Origin of the sequence: Bergeyella anatis (assembly GCF_036016955.1) — a bacterium.
GTDB lineage: Bacteria > Bacteroidota > Bacteroidia > Flavobacteriales > Weeksellaceae > JAYWXI01.
Window position 1 is genome coordinate 1 of sequence record NZ_JAYWXI010000090.1, and the last position, 663, is coordinate 663.

1 protein-coding gene is annotated in these 663 nt (G+C 33.3%); it reads right to left on the reverse strand.

The annotated features are described in order from the left end of the window. Positions 1 to 636: toprim domain-containing protein (locus VQ048_RS12375; protein ID WP_327611948.1), on the reverse strand; the 636-nt coding region annotated here is incomplete at its 3' end. Positions 637 to 663: the final 27 nt, after the last annotated feature.

Here is a 663-nt window from a genome sequence, read left to right on the forward strand (position 1 = left end):
TTGCTGATATTTTTTTTGAAGCATTTTCAAAAACAATGTTTTTAAATCCTTAGCGGTATAGCCTTGCTGAAAATAGTTCGATATGTCTTTATCGTCTTTAGTTCCTGATAAAGGAAGTTCTAATACCTCTACCAGATCCTTTAATTTTTCTAAATGGCTTTGTACTGCCTTTTTTCCTGCCTGATCCACATCATACAATAATACGATATGACGAAAGCGACCTTTTAAAGATTGAATGAGAGAGATGGGAATATGACTATTTTCACTATTGAAACAAATGGCTGAAAAGCTTTTTGCATACAAACTCATCACATCTTTTTCACCGCCCGTAATAAACAAAATATCATCACCATCTAACGGTAATTGTTCCAATCCAAAACAATAATCCGTAGCGATACCTGCATATAGAAAACGATGTTTGGAAAGGGGACGATAGATTTTTATAAGTTCCGCATTCTGATATGAAAAAATGGGTTCATCATCATTGGATTCTATTCGATAGGGTTGTCCTTTTTTATTGATGCTTTCAAAAGATTGCAAGGATTTTACTCTAAATATATCTAAAACTGTTTTCGTTATTCCAAATGTTTCCCAATAGTCAAGTTCTATTTTACTGAAGTTCTTATCTACTATCATATAGGGACGATAGCTAGGCGATTCGAT